The sequence below is a fragment of the Hymenobacter glaciei genome, from assembly GCF_039539585.1.
GTDB lineage: Bacteria > Bacteroidota > Bacteroidia > Cytophagales > Hymenobacteraceae > Hymenobacter > Hymenobacter glaciei.
Window position 1 is genome coordinate 307,657 of record NZ_BAABDK010000010.1, and the last position, 26,117, is coordinate 333,773.

Genomic DNA, 26,117 nt, shown 5'->3' on the forward strand with positions numbered 1-26,117 from the left:
CGCCGGGCGGCTTACGGCGCAGCCGATAAAGCAGATTAAATTGCCTGGCAAAACCTGGCTCGCACCCAAGCCAGGTAAAGGGCTGCACGTCGTGCGCTTACAGGCTTAATGCTCCAGCTACCCACGCCAGTGCCGGGAAGTGGGCGACGAATTGTTGATTGGTATACGGCTAGTTGATGGTTGAAAAAGGCATCAGGAATGGGCAACGCTTCGTTAGTAAGCCGGGAGTATAGTCCACATATACCCCGGTCAAATTATGCCAGGTCCAATTCAATGGCTGTCGAAAAAGCTCCATTCCGTTAAAGGAGTTTACCGCACATGCCGCGCCAACCACACTTCTGCGTTCCCCGCCATGGTGAGCTACTCTTGGCGAAAATGGCAAGGAGTCAATGTTTTGTCGCACCCGAAGACGCGCATTAAAGGGCTGCGAAACATTAGCACAGACGGGGGCGTCCTCAACCTGCTCCTGAGTTGTGGGGCCATCGACGGGACTGAGCCAACTTCGCTTGATGTACAAGGCAAAATGCAGATAAATGGTGATGTTGCCATTGGCCGCGGCTGTCGTGTCGATATCGGCCCAGATGCTACTGTTGATATCGGTGACGGAACGTACATCAACCCGCGTTCCCAGTTTGTGATTAAACACGGGCTGCGCATTGGCCAGCACTGTGCTATATCGTGGGAGTGCCAGTTCTTAGACGAGGATTTTCACACACTTTCTTACAAAGGCCAGCGCCCCAGTGGACCACCCGAAATAGTTGTTGGCGACCGGGTCTGGATTGGCAACCGCGTGAGCGTGTATAAAGGTGTGGTTATTCCAAACGGCTGCGTTGTAGCGAGCAACTCGGTTGTTAAACATGCGTTCACCGAGGAAAATGTTCTATTAGCGGGTAATCCAGCGCAGATAGTGCGGCGCAATGTGAAGTGGTGAGAAGCAGGGGCGGCTGGCAACAGCCCCTACCTTTGCGCCATGAACCAACCCGTGACATTGTTTTTTTCTGTTGTCATCCCCACCTACAACCGAGCGGGCTTCATCGGTGCCACCCTCGATTCGGTGCTGGCCCAAACCTTTCCGCACCTGGAAATACTGGTGGTGGACGACGGCAGCAAGGACAACACTGCCGAGGTGGTGGGCCGCTACGCCGACCCGCGCCTGCGCTACTACCCCAAGGAAAACGCCGAGCGCGGCGTGGCCCGCAACTACGGCCTGGCCCGCGCGCAGGGCGAGTACGTGCTGTTTCTCGACTCCGACGACCGGTTCCACGCCAACCACCTGGCCACGCTGCATGCCAAAATCCAGGAGCTAAACCAGCCCAATTTCATCGCCACGAAGTACGACTTCGACCGCGACGGCGTGGTGGCACCCAGCGACACCGCTGCCCTGCCCGAAGGCTGGTACGGGCTCGACACGTTTGTGCGCGGCAACGCCCTGGCCTGCAACATCTGCGTGCGCCGCCAGAACCCGGGCCTGCGCCGCTTCGAGGAAGACCGCAGCTACGCGGCGGTGGAGGACTGGATGTTCATGCTCGAAAACACCCAGCACGACCGCATCTACCTAGTGAATGCCGTGACGCTGACCATGAACGACCACGACCAGCGCTCGATGCGCTCAGACAACACGGCCCTGGTGCGCCGCCTGCAGCTGGCCCTGGGCTGGATGCTGACCCGCGTGCAGCTTTCGGCCGCCCAGCGCGGCGTGCTCACGGGGCGGGTGTATTACCTGTGCGCCATTCATGCCTACGCCGACGGGTACCGGGCCGAGTCGCTGCGTTTTGCGCGGCTGGCGGCCCCGCACCTACCGGCGGCGCAGGCGGCGGTGCTGCTGGCCCGCTGCGTGGTGGGCCCCGGCGTGGTGGGCTGGCTGAAAAAGCAGCGCGCCTAATACCTGCCGCTGCCACGGGCCGCCCGCCTACTTGCCTGCCCGCAACCATTCGCTTTCCTGCTTTGTCACCGACGCTATGCGCATTCTTTTTTTAAGCTACTGGGGCCTGAACGACGGCCTGACCACCTCAACCGTGTTTCCGCACCTGCGCTTGCTGCAGGAGCGGCCCGACGTGGAAGCCATTCGCCTCGTCACCATCGAGCGCGGGGCCGAGGCCCAGGCTGCGCTCACGTTCGCGCCGGGCTATGCCACGCCCAAAATCTCGTTCGAGCCGCTGCGCTCGAAGCCGGGCCGCAATGTCATCCTCAACAAGATGGAGGATTTCACGCGCTTTCCGAAAGAGCTGATTCGGCAGGCCGCCGAGTTTCGGGCCGACTTTATTATCGGCCGGGGCGCGCCGGCCGGCGCGTTGGCCTACCTGGTGTGGCAAAAAACCAAGCTGCCGTTCTACGTCGAGTCCTTCGAGCCGCACGCCGACTACATGCGCGAGTCGGGGGTATGGAAGGCTTACGACCCTCGCTACCTGTTCCAACGGCACTGGGAAACGCGTCAGAAGCAGCTGGCCCAGGGCCTGATGCCAGTGGCCGAAAACTACCGTCGCCAACTCATCACCGAAGGCGTGCCCGCCCGCCGCATCGTCACGGTGCCCTGCTCGGTGGATGCCACGGCGTTTGCCTTCGATGCCGCCGCGCGCCAGCGGGTGCGTCAGCGCCTGGGCTACCCGGGCCCCGAGGCCATGGTGGGCATTTATGTAGGCAAGTTCGGCGATATCTATTACGACGAGGAGGCCTTTGCGCTGTTTCGGGCGGCGGCCGACCATTTCGGGCCGGGCTTTCGCCTCATCGTGCTCACGCCCCAGCCCGAAGCCGAGGTGCGCCGCAAGCTGGCCGCCGTGGGGCTAAGCGCCGAACAGGCCTTCGTCACCAAAGCTCCGCACGCCGAAGTGGCCGACTACCTCTCGGCCGCCGACTTCGCGTTTGCGCCCATTCGGCCCGCGCCCTGCCGGCTGTTTTGCTCGGCCATCAAAATCGGCGAATACTGGGCCAGCGGCCTGCCCGTGCTCGTGACGCCCGGCGTGGGCGACGACTCGGCCATCATCGAAGCCGAAGAGGGCGGGGCTGTGTTCGACGTGACCCGGCCCGGCAGCGTGGCCGCCGCGCTGGCCCGCCTCAGTATCCTGCTGGCTGTACCCGACTACCGCACGCGCATCCACGAGCTAGCCTTGCGCCATCGCAGCAGTGCCCGCGCCCGCGAGGCCTACGCGGCCTTGTTGCCGGTGGGCAGCGCGGCTTAGTGCCGGGCCGGGTGCGCAAAGCAGGGGTTGCCGCGTAACTTTGGCCTTTACATAAGTGGCCAGATATACGCAAGCAGGGGCGGGGCGTCAAATGATTTTTGATTGCCTGCCCACTATTGTCTTGTTGCTGGCTGCTTGAATCCGACGACCTGCTTACCTGACTACATGAAAATATCTGCTAAACAGGGCTTGCTGGCGCTGGTACTGGCCGCGTTCGTGCTGCGAGCACTGTTCACGGTGTACGGCGCGCCGGTGTACTACGGCATGCCCGCGCCGCTGTGCTACTCCTTCGGCGATGCCACTTCCTACATGTGGGCGGCCGAAAACCTGATTGACAAGGGCCACTACACTTTTGATTTTCTGGAGCCCGATGCGGCGTTTGGGCGGCTGCCGGGCTACCCGCTGTTCTACGGCCTACACTACCTGATTTTCGGGCCGGTGCGCGCCATTTATGCCACGGCGTGGTCGCAGGTGGTGCTCGATTCGCTGGCGGTGCTGCTGGTATTCGCCATTGTGCGGCGGCTGGCCCCGCGCTCGCGCTGTGCGCCGTGGGTGGGGGCGGCGCTGTACGCGTCGTACCCGTTCATCATTTTCTGGGTACCCATGACGTACACCGAACTGATGGCCACGGATGTGATGCTGCTGCTTTTCTACTTTATGCTGCGGTACTCGGGCAGCGGCCGGGCGGCTTTTGGGCTAGGGCTGCTGGTGGCCGTGGGCTTGTTCACGCGTGAGTACCTGGGCTTGTTTCTGCCCATCGTGCTGCTGTGGGTGATGTGGAAAAAAGGGGGCCTGGCCCACCGCCAGGCCTGGACCGCTGCCGTGTTGGTGGGCCTGGGCTTCACGGCCCTGTATGCACTGTGGCCCATCCGCAACTACCTCAGCTACCACCGCATCGAGCTCATCAAGCCCAAGACCGCCGGCTACGCCAGCCACAAAGAAGACCTGGACGAGTACCGCAGCTGGGTGCACGCCTGGACCAACGATGAAAACCCCTGGATTGAGAAAATTGCCGAAGGCGACGGCCCCATTGCCTTTCCCGCTGGCGTCTTTGCTAATGTCACCGAAGCTGCCCGCGCTCAGGAACTCATTACCATGGCCCGGCAGTGCGGCTCCAGCTTCTTCATGCAGCGCGAGGCCGCCAATAGCACCCACTATGGTCTTGAGAAAGAAAAGGCCGCTGCTGCCGCCAACCTGCCCATCACCGGCACCAACGGCCAGTCGATATACCGCAGCATCTACACCGTGTACCGCGACACCGCTTACATGATGCACGACTCGACTTACTTGCACTTTCGCAACCACAACTGCAACGCCGAGATAGCAGCGGGGTTCCGGGGGCTGCGCCGGAGCTACGCCCGCCAGCACTCCGTGAGCTACTGGCTGCGCGTGCCGGGCTCCAACCTGTTCAAAGCCTTCTTCAAGTCGAGCACAGCCGCCAGCATGGGCGGGGCCAAGGACTTGGCCATCCGGGTGCTGTTTGGCTACCGCAGCCTGCTGCTGCTGCTGGGTGTGCTGGCCCTGTGGGTGCACCGTCGCGAGCCGGCCATGTGGCCCATCGCCCTGTTCTCCGGGGGGATGGTGTTCTTCGTGTGTTTTTTGATGCGTAACCTGGAGATGCGCTACCTGTTGCAGGCCGACATTCTGATGCTACTGCCCGCGGCCGTGCTGCTGGGCGCGCTGGCCGACCGCCTGCTGGGCCGCCGCCTGGCCCCAGCCCAACCTCTTCCGGCCGAAGCTGCGTAAACAGCCCGGCTCCGTTTGCTCACTTACTGTTCGTGCCCTTTGGCTGCTCCGCTTCCCTATATTTCCGTTGTCAGCCCCGTGTACCGGGCCGAAGCCATGCTCGATGAACTGGTGCGCCGTATCAAGGCCAGTCTGGCTCCCATCACCGACAACTTCGAAATCATCCTCGTCGACGACCGCGGCCCGGACAATTCTTGGGGCCGCATTCAGGCCCAAGCCGCCCTCGACCCGCGCGTACGCGGCCTGCGCCTAAGCCGCAACTTCGGCCAGCACCGCGCCATTACGGCCGGCCTCGACCACAGCCGCGGCGAGTGGGTGGTGGTGATGGACTGCGACCTGCAGGACCAGCCCGAAGAGATTCCGGCCCTGCTGGCCCACGCGCAGCAAAAGCCCGCCGAAATTGTGTTTGCCCGCCGCGCCCAGCGCCAGGACACGTTCTTCAAGCGGTTTTTTTCACGCTCCTTCTACGGCGTGCTCTCGTACCTGACCGATACCAAGCAGGACCCGGCCATTGCCAACTTCGGCATCTACCACCGCAAAGTGGTGGATGCCGTGCTGCGCATGCGCGAGAGTATCCGCTACTTCCCCACCATGGTGCGCTGGGTGGGCTTTCGCACCAGCGCTGTGGATGTGGTGCATGCCGAGCGCGCCGAAGGCTCGAGCAGCTACAACTTCCGCAGCCTCATCAACCTGGCGCTCGATATTATTCTGGCGTACTCAGACAAACCCCTGCGGCTGACCATTAAGCTGGGGCTGTTGGTTTCCGCCTCGGCGTTCCTGATGGTGCTGGTGATGTTCGTTCGGTTTCTGACGGGCCACATTCTGGTGCTGGGTTACACCAGCCTCATTATTTCGGTGTGGTTCTTCTCGGGCCTGCTGCTGTCGGTGCTCGGCATGGTGGGCCTGTACCTGGGCAAAACCTTTGAGCAAGTGAAGAACCGGCCAATCTATTTGGTCGACATCGATACCACCGCCACCGCGACTGCATGAGCACTCCCTCCGTCAATGCCCTCCAGTCCTTGGCCTGGGACAGCGAATTCATGGGTTTTGGCGTAGCGCGCCTCAAAGCTGAAAACCTCGCGCCGGAGGATTTGACCCGCTGCGTAGCCGAGGCTCGCGCCGCCGGCTTGCGCCTGCTCTACCTCATTGCTGCTCCCGACGATGCGGCCAGCAACGCCAGCGCTCACACCGCCGGCGCGTGGCTCGCCGACCGCAAGGTGACGTTTGCCATGCCCGTTGGCCTGGCCGAGCAGTCCGCGCTCCTGGGCCCGGCCATTCAGCCCACCACCTTTTGGACGCCGCAGCTCGAAAGCCTAGCCCTGCAAAGCGGCGAGTATTCGCGCTTCCGGCTCGATGCCAACTTCGCCCCCACGGTCTTCCCCGGCCTCTACCACCGCTGGCTCCAAAACTCGCTGAACCACCAAATTGCCCGCGAAGTATTGGTTTTTGATACAGCAAGTACCGGCCACGCCCAGGGCCTGCTCACGCTGGGTCTGAAAAACGGCCGCGCCGATATTGGCTTGCTGGCCGTGGATGCCGAGGCGCGCGGGCAGCGCATCGGGCAGCAGCTGGTGGCTGCCGCCCGGCAGCGCACCGCCGCCTGGGGGCTGGCCGAGTTGCAGGTCGTGACGCAGCTCGACAACGAGCCCGCCTGCTGCTTCTACCGCCGCTGCGGCTTTGTGGAGTGGCAGGTCGAGCATATCTACCACTTCTGGTTGTAAGGCCCGGTACCCACCGCGCCTGCGTACCTTTGCGGCTGCGTTTGCACCGCCTACTACTTTCTATGACTACTTCCACGGCCATCCCGTTCAACAAGCCTTACCTGTCGGGCAAGGAAACCACCTACATCGAAGAAGCTGTGCGCTCCGGCAAAATCTCCGGCGATGGCCTGTTTACCAAGCGCTGCCACCAGTTCTTTGAAGAGCGGTTTGGATTTCATAAAGTGCTGCTAACCACCAGCTGCACCGATGCGTTGGAAATGGCGGCCATCCTGCTCGATTTGCAGCCCGGCGACGAAGTCATCGTGCCATCCTACACATTCGTCTCCACGCCCAATGCTTTTGTGCTGCGCGGAGCCAAAATCGTGTTTGCCGACAGCACCGCCCTCAACCCCAACATCGACGCGGCGGCCATTGAAGCATTGGTTACGCCGCGTACCCGCGCCATTGTGCCGGTGCACTACGCTGGCATTGCCTGCGACATGGACGCCATTCAGGCGTTGGCTGCCCGCCACGGGCTGGCCGTGGTGGAGGATGCCGCCCAGGCCATCGACTCGTACTATAACGGCAAGCCCCTTGGTAGCCTCGGCGAACTGGCGGCTTTTTCCTTCCACGAAACCAAGAATATTATTTCGGGCGAAGGCGGCATGCTGGCCATCAACGACCCGCGCTTTGCGCAACGCGCCGAGATTATCCGCGAAAAAGGCACCAACCGCTCGTCTTTTTTCCGGGGCGAAGTCGACAAATACGGCTGGGTGGACATGGGCTCGTCCTTCCTGCCCTCTGACATCATCGCGGCCTTCCTCTACGCGCAGCTCGAAAACCTCGACCAGATTCAGGACCAGCGCAAGGCCCTGTGGCAGGTGTACCACACGGCCCTGAGCAGCCTGAGCAAGTACGGCGTGGGCGTGCCTAACCTGCCGGCCTACGCCACCAACAACGGGCACATGTTCTACCTCACCTGCACCAGTCTGGCCGAGCGCACCGCCCTGATTGAACACCTGCGCGAGCAGCAGATTCTGCCGGTGTTCCACTACCTGTCGCTGCACAAAAGCCCCTTCTACGCCGACAAGCACGACGGCCGCGAGTTGCCTTGGTCCGATTTCTACACCGACTGCCTGGTACGCCTGCCACTCTATTACGAGCTCACGCCGGCCCTGCAGCAGCGTGTTATCAGCGCCATTCTGAATTTTTATCACAGCCGCTAGGCTGCCCGTCGCGGGCGGCCCAGGGGTGCACCACGATACCGTGCGCATTCTTTTTCTTGTTCCATACCCGCCCGGCCAGGCCCCGTCGCAGCGCTTCCGCTTCGAGCAGTACCTCGACATCCTGACCGCGTACGGGCACGAGTACCACTTGGCACCCTTTATCAGCCCCGAAACCTGGAGCATTCTCTACAAGCCGGGCCGGGCGCTGCAAAAGGCGTTGGGCATCGCGGCCGGGTTTGGGCGGCGGCTGCTACTGCTGCCAAGCGTGCCGGGTTACGACTACATCTTTGTGCACCGTGAGGCAGCGCCGCTGGGGCCGCCCGTGTTCGAGTGGCTCATCTCAAAAGTGCTGGGCAAAAAGCTCATTTACGACTTTGACGACGCCATCTGGATTCCGAATACTTCGGCGGCCAACAGCATAGCGGCGGGCCTGAAATTCCACCACAAGGTGGACAGCATTTGCCGCTGGGCCTACCGCAACAGCTGCGGCAACGGCTACCTGGCGGCCTACGCCCGGCAGTTCAACCCCAGCACCGTTGTCAACCCCACTACCATCGACACGGTGCACCTGCACAACCAGGTGCGCGACCAGACGGCCCCCGGTCGCCTCGTCATCGGCTGGACGGGCACCCACTCCACCCTCAAGTATCTTGAGCCCGTGCTGCCCGTGCTGGCTCGTCTCGAAGCCGAAGGGCTGGATTTTGAGTTTCGCGTTATCTCCAATCAGCCGCCCGTGCTGTCGGTCCCGCTGCGCTCGCTCAAGTTCCAGCCCTGGCGCAAGGATACGGAAATTGCCGACCTGCTGGGCTTCCACTTTGGCCTGATGCCACTGGAAGACGACCCTTGGGCCAAAGGTAAGTGCGCCTTTAAAGCACTGCAATACATGGCCTTGGGTATGCCCGCCGTGGTATCGCCGGTAGGCATGAACACCGAAGTGGTGCAGAATGGCGAAAACGGCTACGTGTGCACCACGCCCGACGAGTGGTACATCGCCCTCAAGCAGTTGTTAATCGATGCGCCGCTGCGTACACGCCTGGGCCAGGCAGCTCGCCGCACTGTCGAGCAGCGCTACTCCGTAGTGGCCAACACTCCGAATTTTCTGGGCTTGTTCTCGTAAAACACCCTTAAGCCGGCCGAAGGTTAGTCTGTGGCCGGCGCGCCGCTACAGCCGTGCGCTTGGGCACACGGCCCATGCGGGCGATATCTTCCATGATGAGCAGGCCGCACATATAAAAGGGCATCAGCGGAATTTTGTAGCGCACCAGCGTACCAAAATTGCTGCTTGAAATGCCCACCGTCGCCCCAAAAATCAGTGAGAACACGAAGCACAGCGTCAGGATGGGCGTGGTGGCAACTAGGCTGAGCCCTCGGGCCACTCCCGCTCGATAAAACGTGCGGATGGTGAAGTACAAGTAGAACAGTGCTTCAAATGCCGAGAGCAACATGATGGGGTTGCGAACTTCCCACAAGAAGGGGCGGAACAAAGTCACCACAATGGCTTGTGGGCTGATTTTTATCATGCTGCCAATCGAGCCGTCGAGCTTGCCGATGTTGTAGGCCGAGCCTTCCTGCGTCACACTGGTGATGTAGAGGTAGTCGGCCGTGATTTTGGTGCGCTCACCGATGGCATCAATGTCGTAGCGCTCATCGCCGGCCGTGAGGGTGGTGGCGGCCACATACGCCAGCCCACCGCCCACCAGCAGCAGCACAGGCTTGGCAACCAGGCGCAATCCCGCGCTTTTAATGCGGGTGCTGTTTTCGTTGAACACCCACAGCAAAGCCGGCGGCAGGAACGCCAGCAGGATGTAAATCTTGGTTTCCACGAGCGGAACTGCTGCAATCAGGCCGGTGATGGTGACGCGTAGAATGTTCTTCTTCTCGATAGCTCCACGATAGAACGCGTAAAATACCCAACCCAGCGCCCCAATGCAAAGGGAATCCTTCATCACACCCGAACCCCAGAAAAACACCGACGGAATAAACAGTACGGCCAGTGCCAGCTTCTCGTACAGTTGCGGCCGTAACTTGATGAAGGTGATGTACATGGCCCACATCCCGCTGAAGCTGAGCACGGCAAAAAATAGGGCCATTACCGTGTAGGTGCCGAAGCTGAGGATGGCCAGCACTACGCACAGGCGCACCACAAAGTCCTCAGTGGGCGCATGCGTGAACCAGGTGAACATGCCGCCGTACTTCAGCGTGGCCGGGCTGGTGCCGCCCACGGCTGTAGTCATCAACTGCCAGCCTTCGGTAAAATCGCGGCCCATGATGTCGTACACGCGATGCGACTCGGCGAAATAGCCGCTGGTGTCGCCGCCATGGTAGTAAAACTCGTAAATCAGGCCAAACATGATGGCCCCGATGAATTTAATGGTCAGCGCCGGTATGAAGTACTTGCGGGTGTACACATTGGTTACCTTCGACCGCACGGCATAGGCAATACCATAAAGTATACCGAGGTATATCGGCGTCAGGAGCAGGTCCTGAAGCGACAAAAACAGTGTCTTCACCATTACTTCGGGGCCGAAGCCAAGTATTTTTTGCCTTCCTTGAACATCTCCGACTTCCGGGGGGCCTTGTCAACCACCACGTTGTAGTAGCGCTTGGCAGCTGCCACATTTTTTTCCTTCGCCGCGATGCGGGCCAAGTTGGCATTGGCAAACAGATAAAAACCAGCGTCGATATCCCCGGTGCTTTCCGAAAATACGATGCACCGTTGGAAGTAATCCTTGGCCTTGGCCAAGTCGCGGTAGCGGTTTTGCATCAGGTAACCGAGGAAATAGCTGGCGTACCGCCCGCTGATGGCCTCGTAGCCGGGCATGCCTTTGTTGATTTTGTCGAGAATCTCGCGGCTCACACGCTCGCAGTCCGCAAAATCGCCTTGGTCGTAAGCTAGCAAGGCATAGAAACGCTGAAAGTAACCGTTGTCGGGGTAAGTGAAGGCCAGCTGTCTGGCCACTGGCAGTGCTTCCTCAGCGTTATTCTCTTCGTTTTTGAGGATGAGCATCAAATAGACCTTCGCTTCGGTTGCCGTGTAAAAGCCGTTGGCCGCCACACTGCGCAATTGTTGAAGTCCTACTTTTTTATCGCCCTTCGGAAAAAACAGCAGCACTGGTTTAAGCAAGGTATAGTTTTCGCCAATCCAGATAGAGTAGTAGTTGAACAGTGCCTGCCCGAACTGAAATTCCGGACTCAATCCGTTTGCTTCCTGACTCTTTTTGAGGTAGTTGAGTGAGCGCCGGGCATTCACAGTGGCTTTGCGCCAATCGTGACGCTCGCCGTGCAGCCGCGCCGAAAATCCGTAGGCGGCCGATAGAAAAAAGCTTGCTTCGTAGTTGTTATTGTCAGCGTCGAATAGCTTTTGGGCCTTGGTTGCAGCCGTGTCGAGGTATGCAAAGAAAGCTTTGTCGTACTGCGTCGACTGGAAGCGGGAGGGCTGAATCTTCCACCAGGTGCTGAGGCCCAGCAAAAAGTAGGGCATCGGGTGGTTGGGGTAGCGACGACGCAGCGAGCGAAACTGTTTTTCAGCTTTGTCGAACTTAAAATTGTAAATATTATGGACAGCCCCATCCAATTCTAATTGAATATCCTTGTCGAGCAGTAGCCAGCCTTGCGTATCTACGGCCGAAGGCATTACGCCCACCGAATCGAGCGCCACGGTGCGCATTGGCGGCGGAGTGCGAATGGTATCAGGCGTTTGGGCTCGGCCCGACAGCGGCAGCAACAGCAGCCCGAGGCAGAAACAAAGCAGCGAACGCAGCATAAGAGATATATAGAGGGCAGGGCCGGCATTCCGCGGAAGAGCCGAAGAGGAAATGGAACAGCTAAAGTACGGACTTTGGCCTAGCTTTGGGCGTTTTCCCTGTTTCCTATGCAGCTTCTGCACAATTTGTGCCGCATTGCGGCTCCCTCGGGCAACGAAGCCCCACTCACAACATTTGTCCTCGACTACGTGCGCCAGCATCAGGCCTCGTGGCAGCACCAGCCCCGCGTGGTAGCCCACGAAAACCTGCAGGATTGCCTTCTGTTGGTGTTTGGCGAGCCCCGCACGGCTGTCTTTGCCCACCTCGACAGCATCGGCTTCACGGTGCGCTACGGGCGCCAGCTCGTGCGCATCGGGGGCCCGCAGGCCGAGGCCGGATATCGCTTGGTGGGGAAAGATTCGCAAGGAGAGATAGATTGTACTTTAACGGTTGATGAAGAAACCGGCGAACTTAGTTATGCGTTCCCGCGTGAAATCGACCGCGGCACCGAACTCACCTTTCGTTGCGACTTCCGCGAAACCGAAACTACAGTACAAAGCTGTTACCTCGACAACCGCCTTGGCGTGTGGAATGCCCTGCGCCTCTGCGAAACCCTCGAGCATGGCATCATCGCCTTCTCGTGCTGGGAAGAACACGGTGGTGGCTCCGTTGCTTACCTAGCCAAGCACATTTACGAAATTTACGGCGTACGCCAGGCCCTCATCTCCGATATTACCTGGGTAACGGAAGGCGTGCACGCCGGCCAGGGTTGCGCTATTTCGCTGCGCGACTCGCTCATTCCACGCCGCAGCTACATCAACCGCATCCGGGCCATTGCGGCAGCTTCGGGTGTTCCGCACCAGCTCGAAGTTGAAGGCAGCGGGGGCTCCGACGCCAAGGAACTACAGCACGCCGCTGCACCTTGGGACTGGTGCTTTGTTGGCGCACCCGAAGACCACGTGCACACTCCCAACGAATTGGTGGATAAGCGTGATATTGCCAGCATGCTCGCGCTTTACCAAGTGCTGATGCGCGAACTCTAAATGAGGAGGCCCTTGGGGGCGTTCCCAATCACGGGTTCAATGCGGTTGTCGCTAAACTGGCTGTCGCTCTGGGCAAATGGTGAGGAAGCCACGAGTAACATCCCTGATTCGGAGTGGCTAAATCACATAAACTTGGATTCGCTTCAATTTCCGCTATTTTGCGAACCGAAAACCGCTTAATTCACTTTTTCCCACCCGTTCACTTTTTATGACGAATTACCTCTACGCAGTGCCCATCATGGGTGTCCTTGCGCTGTTCTATACTGCGATTCGTGCTAGCTGGGTAGCTCGCCAAGACGCAGGCGATGCTCGCATGACGACTATTGCCGGCTACATCGCCGACGGTGCCATTGCCTTTCTGAAAGCTGAATACAAGGTACTAGCCTTGTTTGGCCTCATTGCCGGAGCTTTCCTGTTCTACCTGGGCAGCACCAGTGGCAACTCCAGCCCCGTCATCGTCATCGCCTTTCTGATTGGCGCGGTATTCTCGGCCTTGGCCGGCTTCATCGGGATGAAGATTGCGACCAAAGCCAACGTGCGCACCGCGCAGGCCGCCAAAACCAGCCTCAGCACCGCCCTCAATGTCTCGTTTTCGGGCGGTTCGGTAATGGGCATGGGCGTGGCTGGCCTGGCCGTACTCGGCCTGGGCTCGCTGTTCATTGTATTCTATAAGATGTTTGTGCCCAGCGGCATGGCCAACGGGCAGGAGATGGAAAAAGCCCTCGAGGTTCTCACCGGCTTCTCGCTGGGTGCTGAAAGCATAGCCCTGTTTGCCCGGGTGGGTGGCGGAATCTACACCAAAGCAGCCGACGTAGGGGCCGACCTCGTGGGCAAAGTAGAAGCCGGTATTCCGGAAGACGACCCTCGCAACCCCGCCACCATCGCCGACAACGTGGGCGATAACGTGGGCGATGTGGCCGGCATGGGGGCCGACTTGTTTGGCTCCTATGTGGCTACCATCCTTGCTACTATGGTGCTGGGCAAGGAAATGATAAGCCAAGGCTCGGACCGCATGATTGATAATTTCGGTGGCCTTTCGCCCATTTTCCTGCCGATGGCCATTGCGGGCATGGGCATTATTGCCTCCCTTATCGGCATTCTTTGTGTGCGGGTGAAAGAGGGCGGCAACGTTCAGGGCGCACTCAATACGGGTAACTACATTTCGGTGGCTGTATCAGCGGCAGGAGCCTATGGCTTGATTATGTGGATTCTGCCGAGCGGCACCTTCACCATTCGTGGCATTGGTTTCGATGCTATGCACGTTTTCTATGCGGTACTGGTAGGATTGGTAGTAGGCACGCTGATGAGCATCATCACGGAGTACTACACAGCCATGGGCAAGCGCCCGGTCAATAGCATCATTCAGCAAAGCAGCACGGGCCATGCCACCACCGTTATCGGCGGTCTGGCCGTGGGTATGGAGTCCACGGTGCTGCCCATCCTGGTGCTGGCCGCCGGCATCGTGCTCAGCTACGAGGCGGCTGGCCTCTACGGCGTGGCTATTGCTGCCGCTGGCATGATGGCCACAACCGCCATGCAACTGGCCATCGACGCCTTTGGCCCCATTGCCGACAACGCCGGTGGCATCGCCGAAATGTGCGAGCTGCCCAAGGAAGTACGCGAGCGCACCGATATTCTGGATGCCGTGGGCAACACCACCGCCGCCACCGGCAAGGGCTTCGCTATTGCCTCGGCCGCGCTCACGTCGCTGGCTCTGTTTGCCGCTTTCATGGGTACTGCCAACATCACGTCTATCGACATTAGCAAAGCCCCCGTGCTGGCCGGAGTATTCATCGGCGCTATGATTCCGTTTATATTCTCCTCGTTGGCCATTGCTGCTGTGGGCCGTGCCGCCATGGCCATGGTGCAGGAAGTGCGCCGTCAGTTCCGCGAGATTCCAGGCATTATGGAAGGTACTGGGCGGCCGGAGTACGAGAAGTGCGTGGCTATTTCGACCCAGGCAGCCATTCGGGAAATGATTTTGCCCGGGGCCATTGCTTTGCTCACGCCCATTATCGTAGGTTTCGGCTGCCGGGGTTTGTTCTCGAATGCGTCTTCGCCCGAAGTACTAGGCGGGCTGTTGGCCGGTGTCACGGTGAGCGGCGTGCTCATGGCCATGTTCCAGAGCAACGCTGGTGGAGCCTGGGATAACGCCAAAAAATCCTTCGAGAAAGGCGTGATGGTAAACGGCGTAATGCAGTACAAAGGCTCCGAAGCTCACAAGGCCTCGGTAACCGGCGACACCGTCGGCGACCCTTTTAAGGACACTTCGGGCCCCAGCATGAACATCCTTATTAAGCTGATGAGCATTGTGTCGCTGGTTATCGCGCCTCACATCGCTGTAAAAGACGGCGAGCGCGGCATGGCGCCGGTGCAACTCGAAAAGGAGCGGGTAGAAGTAGCTGCCCGCCCCCACGTGCGCTACGCCATGGAAGAGGTAGCCCCGGCCGCCCTGCGCGTGGTGTACACCGTTTTGGTAAAGTAGCCACCGGACACCATTGTGCTAGGTTACAGTGGCGTCAAATGATGCCAACCGCAGGCAGCCCGCCGCGGTTCAATCTCAAAAAAGGTCGTCCTACGGGCGGCCTTTTTTGTTGCGGTTGCAGGTAGGAGTAGCGCACGGTACCAAACGGTATTGTCCACTAAATCCGTGGAATCCGAAAAATTCGGCTAAATCCATGATTAGCTTTGCGGCTCCATTACACCCTTCGCGCCGCATGGGCCACGCCAACGTAACCATCCACGACAAAGAATTCAGGCCGTATCTGTCGGCTACTCAGCTGGATGAAGCTGTGGTCGGGTTAGCGGCCCGCCTCAGTGCCGATTATGCGGGCCGGCAGCCACTGTTTGTAGTGGTGCTTACCGGGGGCTTCATGTTTGCCTCCGATTTGCTGAAGCACTACCAAGGCGAGTGCGAGATTGTCTTCATCCGCGTGGCCTCCTACGAAGGCACGAGCAGCACCGGGGTGGTACAGGAGGTGCTGGGCCTGCGTGAAGAAGTGCAGGGCCGCGACATCATTCTGGTTGAAGACATTGTGGACACCGGCACCACCATGCACCACCTGTTGCCTACGCTGCAAAGCAAAGGCCCCGCTTCGGTGGAGATAGCCACGCTGTTTTTCAAGCCCGAAAGCCTGCGCCACGAGTTAAACATCCGCTACGTGGCTAAGGAAATTCCCAACGATTTTGTGGTGGGCTACGGCCTCGACTACGACGGGCTGGGCCGCAACCTGCCCGACGTGTACGTGGCCGTATAGCAACGTTTCTGCCCCCGATTGAGTAACTTGCCCAACCCCACTAACCCACCTGCCTCCGCGCAACTCTTCTCGTTCATGTTGAATATCGTGCTGTTCGGCCCTCCCGGCGCCGGCAAAGGAACCCAGAGCCAGAAACTTATCGCCCAGTATAACCTTGTGCACCTGAGCACCGGCGACCTGTTGCGCGCCCAGATTGCCGAAGGCACCGAGCTGGGCATACAAGCCAAAAAGCTGATGGATGAAGGCTTGCTCGTGCCCGATGCCGTGGTGATTGGCATGATTGGCAGCGCGCTCGAGAATAATCCGCAGGCGGGCGGCTTCATTTTCGATGGCTTTCCTCGCACCGTGGCCCAGGCCGAAAGCCTTGACCGCCTGATGGCCGAGCACAACACGCACATTGGCTGCATGATTGCGCTCGAAGTACAGGAAGAAGAGCTGGTTACCCGCCTGCTGGAGCGCGGCAAAACCAGCAACCGCCCCGACGACCAGGACGAGACCAAAATCCGCCGCCGCGTGAAGGTGTATAACACCGAGACGGCCCAGGTAGCTGGCTATTACGCCACGCAGAATAAATTCCACGCCCTCAACGGCATCGGTCCCATCGACAGCATCTTCGGCCAAATCTGCGGCCTGATTGACCAGCACCAGACCGTGAAGCCCGAAACCCCGGCCGCAGCTACCAAAGAAGTAAAGGCGTAACTTTACGTTTTCAATACGACTGTCATCCTGAGCGTAGCGAAGGACCTTGTCACGTTAGAAAACCGGCATTAGAACGTCAGTTCTGCCGGCATTCCTCAACGTGACAAGGTCCTTCGCTACGCTCAGGATGACCGTTTTTTACCTCAATACCCCATCTCCGTGGCCTCTAATAACTTCATCGACTACGTCAAACTCATCTGCCGCTCGGGCAAAGGCGGCGCGGGCTCGCACCACTTTTTCCGGGCTAAGGGCTTGCCCAACGGTGGGCCCGATGGTGGCGACGGCGGCCGCGGCGGCCACATTATTCTCGAAGGAAACTCGCAGCTCTGGACGCTGTTGCACCTGCAATACCAGAAGCACGTGTTCGCCAAAGACGGCGACGGTGGGGGCGAAAACCTGCGCAGCGGCGCTCAGGGCGCAGATATTGTGCTGCAAGTGCCCCTTGGCACCGTGGCCCGCGACCCCGACGGCACCCACCTGCTGGAAATCACGGAGCACGGCCAGCGGCTTATCCTCGTGCCCGGTGGGCGCGGCGGCTGGGGCAACGACCATTTCAAAAACTCCATCAACCAAGCCCCCGAGTACGCGCAGCCCGGCGAGCCGGCCATCGAGGCCATTGTCATCCTAGAGCTGAAGCTGCTGGCCGACGTAGGCCTCGTGGGCTTTCCGAACGCGGGCAAGAGCACGCTGCTGTCGGTGGTGTCGGCCGCCAAACCCAAGATTGCCGATTACGCCTTCACCACGCTCGTGCCTAACCTGGGCGTGGTGGCCTACCGCGACTACATGTCCTTCGTGATGGCCGACATTCCCGGCATCATTGAGGGCGCGGCCGAGGGCAAGGGCTTGGGTACCCGTTTCCTGCGCCACATCGAGCGCAACTCCATGCTGCTCTTTATGATAAGCTGCGACTCGCCCGACATTGATGCCGAATACAAGGTGCTAATCGGCGAGTTGGAACAGTTCAACCCTGAGCTGCTGGACAAGAAGCGGCTGCTGGCCATCACCAAGTCCGACATGATTGATGAGGAACTGGAGGCTGAAATCCGCGCCACGCTCCCAGCTGAGGTGCCCGCCATCTTCATTTCCAGCCTCACGAACAAGAACATCACGCCGCTGAAGGACATGATTTGGAAGGCGTTGCATGAGTAGAAATTATTCCTTGAGGCCAATAATCTGGTAGGTGCTTGGGTCAGTCGGAATGTACTTCACTACAATGGTGTCGCCCTTTTGTAAATTATTCAGGTTGTTGTGAGAAGTGGTTTCATGTGTTTCTAAAGCTGCTTGAAATGTGGCTTTAAATAGTTTCTGCTGGCCGCCGTTTTTGGTTCTCTCTTTCCAGGTTGCGAACACAACCCCTTTAGTAGTAATGCCTCTCGAATCTAGCTGGCGATTTTGCAGATACGTTGCCCATTTGCCCCACGTTAGGCCAAGAATAAGCGGAGAAGCAACGGCCGTAATCAATGTAAAGCGGCTGGCTGCAAATGTATTATAAATAGCAAAAGGAATAGCCGCGAAAATGAGTGCAAAGGCAAGAATCCCTAATGCACCGGAAGAGTTGGTGTTTGTATTCAGTCCAAGAAAAAGGATGCCCAGCATCGCCATCAACAAGCCAGCCCAATAGTTTTTCATCCTACAAAGATTGGCAAAAGGTCAGAAGTAGATGCCGTGCCACTATGGCAGCCGCCTCCCCTTTGGCAAGTGAATTGCGCCCGCAACGTGACCAACCGGCTAACCCCGTGAAAAACCCCTTCCGACGAATATTTCCTAAAATGGCTGACGAGAACACCTTGCCCCAGGACGACAACCTGACCGCTGACCCCACCCACGTAGCCGGCGAAATGACCGATAGCGCCGACGGTGAAATCACCGACCCGAACATGACGGCCACCGGTGCGCCGCAGCCGCAGGAGTCCCGCACCGATGCCGAGCTGGCCGAAATCAAAGACAAGTACCTGCGCCTGGCCGCCGAGTTTGAGAACTACAAGCGGCGCACCAGTAAGGAGCGTATCGACCTGTTCAAAACCGCCAATCAGGAGCTGATGGTAGCCCTGCTGCCGGTGCTCGACGATTTCGAGCGTGCCCGCAATGCTACCCAGGCTACTACCGATGCCAACGCCGTGCGCGAAAGCATCGAGATTATTCAGACCAAGCTGAACAAAACGCTCCAGCAAAAGGGTTTGACCGCGATGGAGGCCAAGGGTGGCGACTTCGATGCCGAACTGCACGAGGCCATCACCCAGATTCCGGCACCGAGCGACGACCTGAAAGGGAAAATCGTGGACGTGGTGGAGCAGGGTTATTATTTGGGCGACAAGGTAATTCGCCACGCCAAAGTGGTGCTTGGGCAGTAAATTAACTAACTGCCATCCTGAGCGTATCAAGGGACCTTATCACGCTGAAACAAATTGCTCGGCTATGATAAGGTCCTTCGCTACGCTCAGGATGACAGATGATTCATAAAGCAGAAAATGGCTACTAAGCGCGATTATTACGAAATATTAGGCATTGCCAAGAATGCGGCGGGCGACGAAATCAAGTCGGCTTACCGCAAGATGGCCATCAAGTACCACCCCGATAAAAACCCCGACGACCCAACGGCCGAGGACAAGTTCAAGGAGGCTGCTGAGGCGTACGAAGTGCTTAGCAACGCGGACAAGCGGGCACGCTACGACCGGTACGGCCACCAGAGCAGCGGCGGTGGCGGCGGTCCGCAGAACATGGAGGACATCTTCTCGCAGTTCGGCGATATTTTCGGTGGTGGCGGGGGCTTCGAAGGCTTTTTCGGGGGCGGGCGCCAGGGCGGTGGCCGGCGCCAGCGCAAAGGCTCGAACCTGCGCATCAAGCTGAAGCTTGATTTGGAGGAAATCGCCAACGGCGTGGAGAAGAAAATCAAGGTGAAGCGCTACGTGGCGTGCCAGCCGTGCAGTGGCACCGGCGCCAAAAATGGCACCGACCTCAAAACCTGCCCCACCTGCCAGGGCCAGGGCCAGACCAAGCGCGTGGTGAACACCATGCTCGGCCAGATGGTGAGCTCTAGCACCTGTCCCACCTGCAACGGCGAAGGCAAAACCATTGTGGCCACCTGCGACGCGTGCAAAGGCGAAGGCCGCCAGCTGCACGAGGAGGTGATTCCCATCAATATCCCCGCCGGTGTGGCCAACGACATGCAGCTGAGCATGAACGGCAAAGGCAACTTCCCGGAGCGCGGCGGTGTGCCCGGCGACCTGCTCATTCAGATTGAGGAGGAACCGCACGAGTTCCTGAAGCGCGACGGCAACAACATCATGTTCGAGCAGTATATCTCGTTCGTCGATGCCGCCCTGGGTGCCAACCTGGAAGTGCCGACCATTGAGGGCAAGGTGAAAATCAAGGTGGACCCCGGCACGCAGCCTGGCAAAATTCTGCGCCTGCGCGGCAAGGGCATCAAGGACCTGAACGGCTACGGCCGCGGCGACCAACTCATTCACCTGAACGTGTGGACGCCTAAAAACGTGAGCAACCAGGAGCGCGAGCTGCTGGAGAAGCTGCGCGATTCGGACAACTTTACACCACACCCCGGCAAGAACGAGAAGGGCTTCTTCGAGAAAGTGAAGGAATATTTCGCGTAAGCACCCAAGTGTTTTACAATACAAAGCCCGCCTTCCTCAATGGGAAGGCGGGCTTTTTGCTGGGTTGAAATAAGGCCAGGGGCCTGGCCGAATAGCCTCTCCGAGCCTAGAGGATGGGTTTGACCTGGTAGCCTTGCTGGCGGAGTAGCGCCAGTACCCCGTTCGGGCCGCCCAGATGGGCTGCCCCCACCGCGAAAAATGTTGGCTTGCTGGCAGCTTGCTGGGCCATAAGCGGTATCCAGCGCTTGTTGCGGCTGGTGACCAGCATTTCCTCAAACTCCTCCATGCCAAACTTGCTGGCCATCGACATTTTCAGGATGCCTTCCACGTCCTGGGCTTGGTAGAGCTGGATTAGGGCCCGGAATTCTTGCTGGGCCTCGGCTCTCTTCATCACCATGTCGGACAGGAGGCGGGCTTGCTTGTCGCACGGTATTTTGTCGAAAAGGCCCAGTTGCTCGGCTACCGTTTCCAGGCCGATGACCTCCATTTGCTTGGCTTTGGCCATCTCCACTAGCTTCATTTCGTAGCTTCCAGTGGGGCAACCCAGCATTTTGGGGTAGAGCAAGGTTGACAGGATGAACGGCTTCAAGGTGCCCATTTGGGCGAAGGGCATTTTCAACTCGTTGGTGTAGTAGTCGTTCACGGCCGCGTACTCCTCCTTGGTCATGCAGCCCTGCACGGTTTGGCCAGCGGGCAGCGTCAGGCGGCTGCGCATTTCTTCGGCCATCGTGGGGCTGTCCATGTCCAGCTCCAGGGCCACTTGTTGCGAATTGCCGACGGCTTTATTCACTGCCTCGCTCACTTTCAGGTCATCGGCGCAAAGCAGGTGAATGGTGCCAAACACATAAGAAGGCTTGGCGAGTGCATTGCCCGAAATTTCCCAAAGCAGGGACTTGGTAGCCGCGGGTGCGGCAGCCGTTTTGGTGGTTTTTTGGGCCTGAGCCAGAGGGGAAGCCAGCAGCACCGCGGCGGCCAGGGAAAGGATAATAAGGCGCATTTTACAGAAAAAAGGTGAGAGAATCAAAAAATGTAGGTGGTTAGGTAACCTGGGCAAACGCAAGCTTTTGCGGGCAGGTAAATGGTGGGCTGCTTCCCGAGCCGAAGGCATTGCCGGCGAGGGTCGGTAGGCATTTGATGGGGCAGATTAGGGACGGGGATGTTCGTGTTGACCCATATATCGCCGCCGGTCAACCGGCATTACCCCCGAGGCTAAAATTTATCACAACAATATTTTTAGCTAGCGCTGTAATGCCCGCGGCAGGGCGACGATTAACTTCCCGAAATCTTTCTTCTGCATGAGCTCAACTGCTCCCTCCGCTGATTTTGTTGCCGCGCTGCACGAGTACCAGCCGTTGCTGCGCCGCGTGGCCCGGCTGTATTGCCAGGATGCCGACGACCGGCAGGACCTGTTCCAGGAGATGGTGCTGCAGCTGTGGCGGGCGTGGCCGCGCTACGTACCGCAGCCGGGAGCCAAGCTCAGCACCTGGCTCTACCGCATCGCGCTGAACGTAGCCATCTCGAACCTGCGCCAGCGCACCCGCCGCCCGGCCCCGAGCGAGTTGGATGCGGAGGCGCTAGCCGTGGCCCAGGCCCCGGAAACGGGTTTCGATGCGGAAGACCTGGCGCAGCTTTACCGCGCCATTGGCCGCTTGTCGGAGGTCGACAAGGCCTTTATCCTGCTTTACCTCGAAGACCGGCCTTATGAGGAAATGGCCGACATTCTCGGCATCACCCAAAACAATGTGCGCGTGAAAATGCACCGCGTACAGGAAAAACTCCGTGCCCTTTTAGTCCCCGCCGCCTGATGGAACTCGATGACCTCCGCCGCCAATGGCAGCAGCCCGCGCCGGCCGATTTGCCGGCCCTCAACCCCCGAGAGCTAGACGGGCTGCTGGCCCAACGTTCGGGCAGCCTGATAGAAAAAATGCAGCGCAATGCCCGGCTGGAAATGGCCTACACGACGCTCTTCGGGCTGGCTACTCCTTTGATATTGCTGCAGGCGCAGAACCCCTTGCTGAAAGCAGAAGCCGTGCTGTTGCTAGTGCTGGTGCTGGTGATGTTGCGCTACTACTACCGCAAACTGAAAATGCTGGGCCAAATGACGCGCGCCGATACCAACGTGCGCGAAAGCCTAGTTCGGTTGTGCAGCGGGATACGGGAAATGCTCCGGTTCTACTACCGCTTGTCGCTGTGGGCCGGGCCGTGGACGCTGGTGCTCATGTATGGCTATTACGTGAGCCGGGCGTTGGCTCGGGGAGAGGTGTTCTCCACCAAAATGCTTTCGTTTGGCGCCGGGATGTTTATTGGCGGTGGGCTGATGCAAATAGTCATTGTGTACGCCACCCGCTGGTTCCAGCAACGCCTCTATGGCCGGCACCTCGACCGCCTCGAAGCCAATCTGCGCGAGCTGGACGAGCCCGGGCCGGTCCCCCCCCACTAAGCTGGACGCGCCCATTCATCTGGTTTATTCACCGTTTGGGGGCTCGGGGCAGCCGCTTGGCTCTCATCTTCTGGTAAGGGACGGAGTCGCTCAATACATTTGCCGAGCTCTATTCCTCTACATTTAACCCGCCAACTAACCCTTCTTTCTGTGAAACCAATTCTGGAAGCCATCGACGTGCGCAAGGCCTACGCCAACCACGTTGCCCTCGACGGCGTGAGCCTGGAAATTCCCGAGGGCAGCATTTTCGGCCTGCTCGGGCCCAACGGCGCCGGCAAAACCTCGCTCATCCGCATCATCACCCAAATAACGGGGGCCGACGAAGGCGAAATCCGCTTTCGGGGCGAGCGGCTCAACCCGAGCCACATTGCCCAAATTGGCTACCTGCCCGAGGAGCGCGGCCTCTACAAAAAGATGAAAGTAGGCGAGCAGCTGCTATACCTGGCCCGGCTGCGCGGGATGAGCCGGGCCGATGCCACGGCGCGCATCAAGCAGTGGCTGAACCGGTTCGATATAAAAGAATGGGCCGGCAAAAACGTGGAAGACCTGAGCAAGGGCATGCAGCAGAAGGTGCAGTTCATTGCCACGGTGCTGCACGACCCCAAGCTGATTATTCTGGACGAGCCGTTCTCGGGCTTCGACCCGATTAATGCGAACCTGATTAAGGACGAGATTCTGGAGCTGCGCAAGCAAGGCGCCACCATCATTTTCTCGACGCACCGCATGGAATCGGTGGAAGAGATGTGCGACAACATCGCTCTCATCAACCGCTCGCGCAAGGTGCTGGACGGGCCCATTGGTGTAATCCGTAACCAGTTCAAAACCAATACCTACGAGGTGGAAGGCAAAGGCAAGCTCATTCTGGTGCACCCCGACTTTGAGGTGGTGGAGCAAAAGGAGCGCGAAAACGGCCACTTCTACGCCCGCGTGCAGCTGCACGACGGCGTGCGGCCCAACGACCTGCTGCGCTACCTCATTGGGGCGGTGGAAGTGGAAGCATTCCGCGAGAAAATCCCGAGCATCAACGAGATTTTCATCCGGCGCGTGGGCGAAACCATGCCCGAAACCCTCAAAGAAACCGCTAAGGCGCTGCTTTAATACGTCATCATGGCCTCTAAATTTTTCCTCATAGCCCAGCGCGAGTACCTCACCCGCGTTCGCAAAAAAGCCTTTATTATCCTGACGCTTGCCGTGCCACTGCTGCTGGCGGCCTTCGGGTTCATCATCGTTAAAGTAGCCAGCTCCGACAATGACACCACCGATGTAGTGGAAGTGCGCGACGATTCCGGGCTTAATGTGACTGCCCATTTGGTGAGCACTCCGCAGCTACGCTTCGAAACAGCTACCGGTACGCTGGCCGAAGCCAAAAAGGGCTTCCAAAAAGCCAAGCACGATGGTCTGCTGGTTTTGCCTGCCGGCCTCGACGTGGAAAAGGCCGAAGGTGTACAATTCTATGGCAAAGGCAACATTAGCCTGAAAAAACAAGGCGCTGTAGAAGATGCAGTTAATAAAGCATTCTCGGAGTTAAAAATGCAGAAATCAGGCCTCTCGCAAGAAAAGCTTGACCGGTTGCGCTCGGAAGTTGAACTCAAAACTATTAGTCTCGATGAATCGGGCAAGGAGGCCAATAGTAATGCAAAAGCTACTTCGCTAACTGCATATGGACTGGCACTGGCCATTTACCTGTTCATTTTCATCTACGGCGTGCAGATTATGCGTGGGGTAGGGGAGGAGAAATCAAGTCGCATCATGGAGGTGATGCTATCATCGGTGAAACCGTTTGACTTGATGATGGGCAAAATTGTAGGTATTGCGGCGGTAGGCCTAACCCAGTTTTTGTTATGGGGGGTGCTGTCGTTTGGCGTATCGTCGGTGCTCATGCCGATGGTGATGAAGGCCGATAAGCCCAAGACTGAAATGGCAACTACTGCTCCAACTACCTCATCGGCTTCGGCTACCGCTACGCAATCGACTAGCGCAAAAATGGACCAGGCGATGAGTGGCTCGGCAGCAAACATGAATCCGGCTAACCGTGCTGGCGGCATGTTCGCCACTCTTGCCAACCTGCCGCTGGGCACCATCCTATTCGGCTTCATCATTTACTTCCTGGGTGGCTACCTGCTATATGGGGCGCTGTTCGGAGCAGTGGGAGCAGCCGTAGACGACCAGACCGATACCCAGCAGTTCATGTTCCCGATTACTATGCCGCTCATCTTGAGTTATATTGTAGGAGTGACAGTGATTTTGCGCAACCCCGACGGACCGGTGGCTTTCTGGATGTCGATGTTCCCGCTGACTTCGCCTATTGCCATGGTTATTCGCCTGCCGTTTGGGGTGCCCATGTGGCAGTTGGCCCTATCCATTTTTTTGCTCATCCTCGGCTTCATTGGCGCGGTGTGGGTGGCCGCCCGTATCTACCGTGTGGGTATCCTGATGTACGGCAAGAAAGTGACCTACAAGGAATTGGGTAAATGGATGTTCTACAAGGGGTAGTAAGCCCGATTGCTGGTTTGCCAAACTTTGAACGTCATGCTGCGCTTGTCGCAGCATGACGTTCTTTTGTAGTACCACTTTCAACGCTATGCGCTTCCTCTGCCTCGCCAGTTTCTTCTTTCTGCTCACCAGCTTCACGCTGCGCGGCGACCGCTTGGCCTACCGCCTGTTTACTGCCGCCGGCCAACCCGCCGATTACGACCAGATGATGCAGGAGCTGGCCGCAGCCGATGTGGTGCTCTTTGGCGAACAGCACAACGATGCCCTGGCCCACTGGCTGGAGTTGCAGGTAGCCAAAGACCTGCTGAAGCTGAAGAAACCCGGGCAACTGCTCATCGGGATGGAGATGTTTGAGCGCGATGTGCAGCCCCTGGTGGCCCGATACGCCGCCGGCACGCTGGCCGACACGGCTTTCGAGCGCCAGGCCCGTCCGTGGCCCAACTACGGCACCGACTACCGCCCGCTGCTGCAGTTCGCCCGCGATAACCACCTGCCCATCATTGGCACCAACGCGCCGCGCCCTTTCGCCAAAGTGGTGGCCCAGCGCAGCCTCACTGCCCTCGACAAGCTCACGGCCGCCGACCGCACCCTGCTGGCACCATTACCGCTGAAAGTGGACTACGACCTGCCCGGCTACAAAAACATGGCTGCCATGTTTGGCGGCGACGGCAAGGCCCATGGCGGTGGCGCTCAGAACATCATCCAAGCCCAGGCCCTGAAGGATGCCACCATGGCGCACTTCATCGAAACCAGCCGGCAGCCCGGCCAGACGCTGCTGCACTTTAACGGCAGCTACCACTCCGACCACCACGACGGCATTGTGGCCTGGCTGCGCCAGTCGGCCCCCAAGCTGCGCGTGAAGACCCTAAGTGTGGTAACCCAGGAGCAGCTGCAGACGCTGGAGAAAGAGCAGGTGAACATCGCCGATTTTGTGGTGGTAATACCGGCCGATGCGGCTAAGACATATTGACCAATAGTTCAGATTA

The 26,117-nt window shown here is 58.9% G+C and carries 24 protein-coding genes; 20 read left to right on the plus strand and 4 right to left on the minus strand.

Going from position 1 to position 26,117, the window contains the following annotated elements; translation table 11 throughout:
• Positions 1-352 precede the first annotated feature (352 nt).
• The 8 genes from ABD837_RS06080 to ABD837_RS06115 all read left to right on the plus strand — a co-directional run bounded on the left by ABD837_RS06080 (position 353) and on the right by ABD837_RS06115 (position 8,965).
• A complete protein-coding gene (locus ABD837_RS06080) occupies positions 353-931 on the plus strand; it encodes an acyltransferase (protein ID WP_345051596.1) in 579 nt (192 codons plus the stop codon).
• A gap of 39 nt (positions 932-970) precedes the next feature.
• Positions 971-1,882, plus strand: coding sequence for a glycosyltransferase family 2 protein (locus ABD837_RS06085; protein ID WP_345051598.1), 912 nt, complete (start codon positions 971-973; stop codon positions 1,880-1,882).
• 76 nt (positions 1,883-1,958) lie between these two features.
• Positions 1,959-3,176, plus strand: coding sequence for a glycosyltransferase (locus tag ABD837_RS06090; protein ID WP_345051600.1), 1,218 nt, complete (start codon positions 1,959-1,961; stop codon positions 3,174-3,176).
• A gap of 165 nt (positions 3,177-3,341) precedes the next feature.
• Positions 3,342-4,922: an ArnT family glycosyltransferase gene (locus ABD837_RS06095; RefSeq protein ID WP_345051603.1), complete on the plus strand. Its 1,581-nt coding sequence runs from the start codon at positions 3,342-3,344 to the stop codon at positions 4,920-4,922.
• A gap of 39 nt (positions 4,923-4,961) precedes the next feature.
• A complete protein-coding gene (locus ABD837_RS06100) occupies positions 4,962-5,912 on the plus strand; it encodes a glycosyltransferase family 2 protein (protein WP_345051605.1) in 951 nt (316 codons plus the stop codon).
• Complete coding sequence (locus ABD837_RS06105; protein WP_345051608.1) at positions 5,909-6,643, plus strand: GNAT family N-acetyltransferase; 735 nt, start codon at positions 5,909-5,911, stop codon at positions 6,641-6,643. Before ABD837_RS06100 ends, ABD837_RS06105 begins: the two co-directional genes overlap by 4 nt.
• Positions 6,644-6,705: 62 nt before the next feature.
• Positions 6,706-7,848, plus strand: a complete 1,143-nt coding sequence (rffA, locus tag ABD837_RS06110) for a dTDP-4-amino-4,6-dideoxygalactose transaminase (protein WP_345051611.1) — start codon at positions 6,706-6,708, stop codon at positions 7,846-7,848.
• A gap of 40 nt (positions 7,849-7,888) precedes the next feature.
• Positions 7,889-8,965, plus strand: a complete 1,077-nt coding sequence (locus ABD837_RS06115) for a glycosyltransferase family 4 protein (protein ID WP_345051614.1) — start codon at positions 7,889-7,891, stop codon at positions 8,963-8,965.
• 7 nt (positions 8,966-8,972) lie between these two features.
• On the opposite strand, the gene ABD837_RS06120 is transcribed toward ABD837_RS06115, so the two are convergent.
• Together ABD837_RS06120 and ABD837_RS06125 are read right to left on the minus strand one after the other, a co-directional pair.
• Entirely contained in the window at positions 8,973-10,361 is a 1,389-nt protein-coding gene (locus ABD837_RS06120) for a hypothetical protein (RefSeq protein ID WP_345051616.1), read from the minus strand.
• Entirely contained in the window at positions 10,361-11,611 is a 1,251-nt protein-coding gene (locus ABD837_RS06125; RefSeq protein WP_345051619.1) for a tetratricopeptide repeat protein, read from the minus strand. Before ABD837_RS06125 ends, ABD837_RS06120 begins: the two co-directional genes overlap by 1 nt.
• Before the next feature lie 108 nt (positions 11,612-11,719).
• Here ABD837_RS06125 and ABD837_RS06130 point away from each other — a divergent pair, with 108 nt between their 5' ends.
• From ABD837_RS06130 to obgE, 5 genes are all read left to right on the plus strand, one after another.
• The gene (locus tag ABD837_RS06130; protein WP_345051622.1) at positions 11,720-12,634 is read left to right on the plus strand and encodes a M20/M25/M40 family metallo-hydrolase; all 915 of its coding nucleotides are present in this window, start codon (positions 11,720-11,722) and stop codon (positions 12,632-12,634) included.
• 208 nt (positions 12,635-12,842) lie between these two features.
• Positions 12,843-15,119, plus strand: coding sequence for a sodium-translocating pyrophosphatase (locus ABD837_RS06135; protein ID WP_345051624.1), 2,277 nt, complete (start codon positions 12,843-12,845; stop codon positions 15,117-15,119).
• 232 nt (positions 15,120-15,351) lie between these two features.
• Complete coding sequence (locus ABD837_RS06140) at positions 15,352-15,891, plus strand: phosphoribosyltransferase (protein WP_345051626.1); 540 nt, start codon at positions 15,352-15,354, stop codon at positions 15,889-15,891.
• 75 nt (positions 15,892-15,966) lie between these two features.
• On the plus strand, positions 15,967-16,590 hold the full coding sequence (locus ABD837_RS06145) for an adenylate kinase (RefSeq protein WP_345051629.1): 624 nt from the start codon (positions 15,967-15,969) through the stop codon (positions 16,588-16,590).
• 159 nt (positions 16,591-16,749) lie between these two features.
• Positions 16,750-17,739 carry a GTPase ObgE gene (obgE, locus tag ABD837_RS06150; protein WP_345051632.1) on the plus strand — a complete coding sequence of 330 codons (990 nt, stop codon included), beginning with the start codon at positions 16,750-16,752 and terminating at the stop codon, positions 17,737-17,739.
• A gap of 3 nt (positions 17,740-17,742) precedes the next feature.
• Here the strand turns inward: obgE and ABD837_RS06155 are convergent, their stop codons facing one another.
• Positions 17,743-18,219, minus strand: coding sequence for a hypothetical protein (locus tag ABD837_RS06155; RefSeq protein ID WP_345051634.1), 477 nt, complete (start codon positions 18,217-18,219; stop codon positions 17,743-17,745).
• A 140-nt stretch (positions 18,220-18,359) separates the two neighbouring features.
• Between ABD837_RS06155 and ABD837_RS06160 the strand changes: the two genes are divergently transcribed.
• Complete coding sequence (locus ABD837_RS06160; RefSeq protein ID WP_345051636.1) at positions 18,360-18,941, plus strand: nucleotide exchange factor GrpE; 582 nt, start codon at positions 18,360-18,362, stop codon at positions 18,939-18,941.
• A 117-nt stretch (positions 18,942-19,058) separates the two neighbouring features.
• Positions 19,059-20,198, plus strand: a complete 1,140-nt coding sequence (gene dnaJ / locus ABD837_RS06165) for a molecular chaperone DnaJ (protein ID WP_345051639.1) — start codon at positions 19,059-19,061, stop codon at positions 20,196-20,198.
• Positions 20,199-20,304: 106 nt separating this feature from the next.
• Here the strand turns inward: dnaJ and ABD837_RS06170 are convergent, their stop codons facing one another.
• The gene (locus tag ABD837_RS06170) at positions 20,305-21,195 is read right to left on the minus strand and encodes a TraB/GumN family protein (protein WP_345051642.1); all 891 of its coding nucleotides are present in this window, start codon (positions 21,193-21,195) and stop codon (positions 20,305-20,307) included.
• A 298-nt stretch (positions 21,196-21,493) separates the two neighbouring features.
• Between ABD837_RS06170 and ABD837_RS06175 the strand changes: the two genes are divergently transcribed.
• From ABD837_RS06175 to ABD837_RS06195, 5 genes are all read left to right on the plus strand, one after another.
• The gene (locus tag ABD837_RS06175; protein WP_345051645.1) at positions 21,494-22,003 is read left to right on the plus strand and encodes an RNA polymerase sigma factor; all 510 of its coding nucleotides are present in this window, start codon (positions 21,494-21,496) and stop codon (positions 22,001-22,003) included.
• Positions 22,003-22,638, plus strand: coding sequence for a hypothetical protein (locus tag ABD837_RS06180; RefSeq protein ID WP_345051648.1), 636 nt, complete (start codon positions 22,003-22,005; stop codon positions 22,636-22,638). Before ABD837_RS06175 ends, ABD837_RS06180 begins: the two co-directional genes overlap by 1 nt.
• A 150-nt stretch (positions 22,639-22,788) precedes the next feature.
• The gene (locus ABD837_RS06185) at positions 22,789-23,736 is read left to right on the plus strand and encodes an ABC transporter ATP-binding protein (protein ID WP_345051651.1); all 948 of its coding nucleotides are present in this window, start codon (positions 22,789-22,791) and stop codon (positions 23,734-23,736) included.
• A gap of 9 nt (positions 23,737-23,745) precedes the next feature.
• On the plus strand, positions 23,746-25,131 hold the full coding sequence (locus ABD837_RS06190; protein ID WP_345051653.1) for an ABC transporter permease: 1,386 nt from the start codon (positions 23,746-23,748) through the stop codon (positions 25,129-25,131).
• A gap of 88 nt (positions 25,132-25,219) precedes the next feature.
• Positions 25,220-26,101 carry a ChaN family lipoprotein gene (locus tag ABD837_RS06195; RefSeq protein WP_345051655.1) on the plus strand — a complete coding sequence of 294 codons (882 nt, stop codon included), beginning with the start codon at positions 25,220-25,222 and terminating at the stop codon, positions 26,099-26,101.
• Positions 26,102-26,117 lie beyond the last annotated feature (16 nt).